Annotated in this window: 3 protein-coding genes; all 3 read right to left on the bottom strand. The window is 41.0% G+C overall.

Annotated elements, in window-relative coordinates:
• Positions 1-202: 202 nt before the first annotated feature.
• Positions 203-673 (bottom strand): GNAT family N-acetyltransferase, encoded by a 471-nt coding sequence (locus tag R7R24_RS24265; protein ID WP_005377057.1) that lies wholly within the window; start codon positions 671-673, stop codon positions 203-205.
• 156 nt (positions 674-829) lie between these two features.
• Positions 830-1261, bottom strand: coding sequence for a T6SS immunity protein Tdi1 domain-containing protein (locus tag R7R24_RS24260; RefSeq protein WP_005377056.1), 432 nt, complete (start codon positions 1259-1261; stop codon positions 830-832).
• A gap of 162 nt (positions 1262-1423) precedes the next feature.
• Positions 1424-2032 (bottom strand): hypothetical protein, encoded by a 609-nt coding sequence (locus tag R7R24_RS24255; protein ID WP_005377053.1) that lies wholly within the window; start codon positions 2030-2032, stop codon positions 1424-1426.
• Between the last annotated feature and the right edge of the window lie 643 nt (positions 2033-2675).

The raw sequence follows: 2675 nt of genomic DNA, 5'->3' as shown, positions 1-2675 counted from the left end.
CATCCGAGTTATGCGTGTACTCCACCAGAAACAAAAATTCCCTACGGATTGATTGCTTCCTCTGGGGAACTAACGCCTTGTTAAGGTGTGAGGCACGCAATACCTAAGCTTCCGCATACCACCTTAACCACTAGAACTAACGCATAGTAAAAATGCCACGCGTGCCGAATCACTCTTGAACAATTTGTTATGTAGCCGACTTTCAGGTTAGTGCTTTCTGTCCAATTTGGATCTTGGGCTCAATACCAGCTTTGCGATACAAAGCTAGAGCTGATTCATTGAAAGAATATACTTCTAACCACAGCTCTTCTCCGCCGTTAGAAATAGCCCTTTCCTCAAATGCCTCTATTAGCGCCACTCCAACACCTTGACTCCTAAAGCATGAATCCACAACAATCTGTTCAACGTTTGCGATCTTTCGCTCTTTGAGCGTCCAAGACTTACGAACCCATAGCTCACCAAAAACAAAACCTACTAACTGCCCTTTGCTTTCGGCTACCAGAAAAATCGAGCTTTCACTTTTGATTATCTTGTGTAGGTCTATTTTTTGTTCAATTTCTTCCGGTGACAAAAAGTCATCAGGTAAATTTGCTTGATGATACTCATTAAGCTGAAACTGTAGTTTCTTGATAACACTGATATCTTCAATGCGAGCTTGCCGAATATTTAACATATATAAATCCTTTTAACTTACCGTCCTCTCGCGGCTACATAACGCCCTGCTAAGGGGTGAGCAACGCAATACCGAAGCCGCCGCATACCACCTTAACCACTAAATTCAACGCATAGTAAAAATGCCACGCGTTGCGAATCACTCTTAAACAGTTTGTTATGTGTTTGCGTGCTGAAGTTGAAAATGCAACTGAGACATTAGTGATTGATATACTTTCATAGTAAATACTTGCAAATTTTCCATACAAAACTCACCACCAATAACTGGATGCAGATTCCAACCTAAGCATTCGTCTTGTTTTGGTTGTAGCCCGTGTTCGAGCGCCAAGTCATACCAACTAGTTAAAAAGACATTATCACACCAATCTTGTGATTTATTCATTTTATTGTACTCATGAAAGTCCGAAGCAATTGTTTCATAGGTACCATCTAAAACCGATAACAATGAAATTGAGCCATCCACTTCACCAAATAGCCAGTCACCCATGATGGTTAGATACAAAGGTTTCCCTGTAGGATTAAGCAACCATTTCCACTGAGGTAACAAGGTATCTATTTCTACGTCCGAGACTTCCCAAATAAACTGCATTTTTATCTTTCTCACTCTGTTTAGAAACCCATTGACACATAACGCTCTGTTAAGTGGTGAGCAACGCATTACCGAAGCCATCGCACACCACCCTAATCACTAAAATCAACGCATAGTAAAAATGCCACGCGTTGCGAATCCCTCTTAAACAGTTTGTTATGTTTATTTACCCCGAATTTTTGGGCCAAAGAATAATTCTACTTTCTCTACCGACTTGAATATTTTTTGGCTGAATTCGTCATCATCTGAAACGAAATACACAACCTTATCATTTTCAATAACTCGCTCAGGATTATTATCAACTGTTGCCCCTGGACCAGCATAAGCGCCTTTCATCCAGAAATGTAGCCAAATAGCACCTCTTAAATCTCCAATACGTTGTTGAATTTCGTTAAAACAGTTATGAGCGCTATCTGACCATATTGCTTTTGTTTCAAGACGTATTGTTTGTAGTTCTGCCCACTTCTCATAAAGCAAAGTCATACGTTCATTATATATTCGCTGCTCCTCTTCAAGACGACGTCCGACCTCGACCTCTTCTTTACTCAGATACAACATTGGATTTCTGACAGCTTGAAGGGCTTGCTGAACTTCATAAGTCTTGAAAACTGCTTTTTTAGCGAGCTCATATTCGCTGGTACCTCGCAGCTGCCGTCTCCAAGTGAATAAACCAAATGTGCCAATAATAAGTGCACCGACGGTACCTAATATTGAAAATACATCCTTGGTTAAGGACCAGTCTATTTCACTTATAGTTATGCATAGATTCAATACACTCTCCTAATAAACATAACGCCCAGTTAAGGGGTGAAGCACGCAATACCAATGTTACCGCATGGTACTTCAACACCAAAATCAACGCATACCAAAAATGCCACGCGTGCTGAATCCCACTTGAACTGTTTGTTAGCACGCTGCCCTTTAAGCCTTTGACACACGCCAAGACATTGAAATATAGCACGAAATTTATGGCTTAAAACACCAAAACGAAACGGACAGCTGCCAAACTAAAAACAAACTTCAAGACGTAAGTTGGCTTGAAGAAAAACATGCGAAACTACCCTATTTCGCAGTAATAAAATTTGCAAAGGATTCGATCATCGGACTTCAACAACCACGACAAATAGCCAAATTTAAGGCAGGAAATCAACCGCATCAAAGAAACCGCGCCAGTGAAATAGTCCGAAAGTTAGAAACCGTAAACGACAAACTCAAAGCGAAAACAACTCATATAGTGCCACCGGAGCGAACCTGAAAGGCACATTTGCTTAGGTGCAAAGCGAGGAAAAGAAACCAATAAAAACAGAAACTTTTAGCCTTTGATGTCAACCCAGTGCTAACGCCTTGTTAAGGTGTGAGGCACGCAATGCCTAAGCTTCCGCATACCACCTTAATCACCAAACCTAACGCATGG

It is taken from the genome of Vibrio sp. 704, from assembly GCF_033339295.1.
Note: the sequence above shows the minus strand (reverse complement) of the source record. Positions and strands in the feature narration are given on the sequence as shown.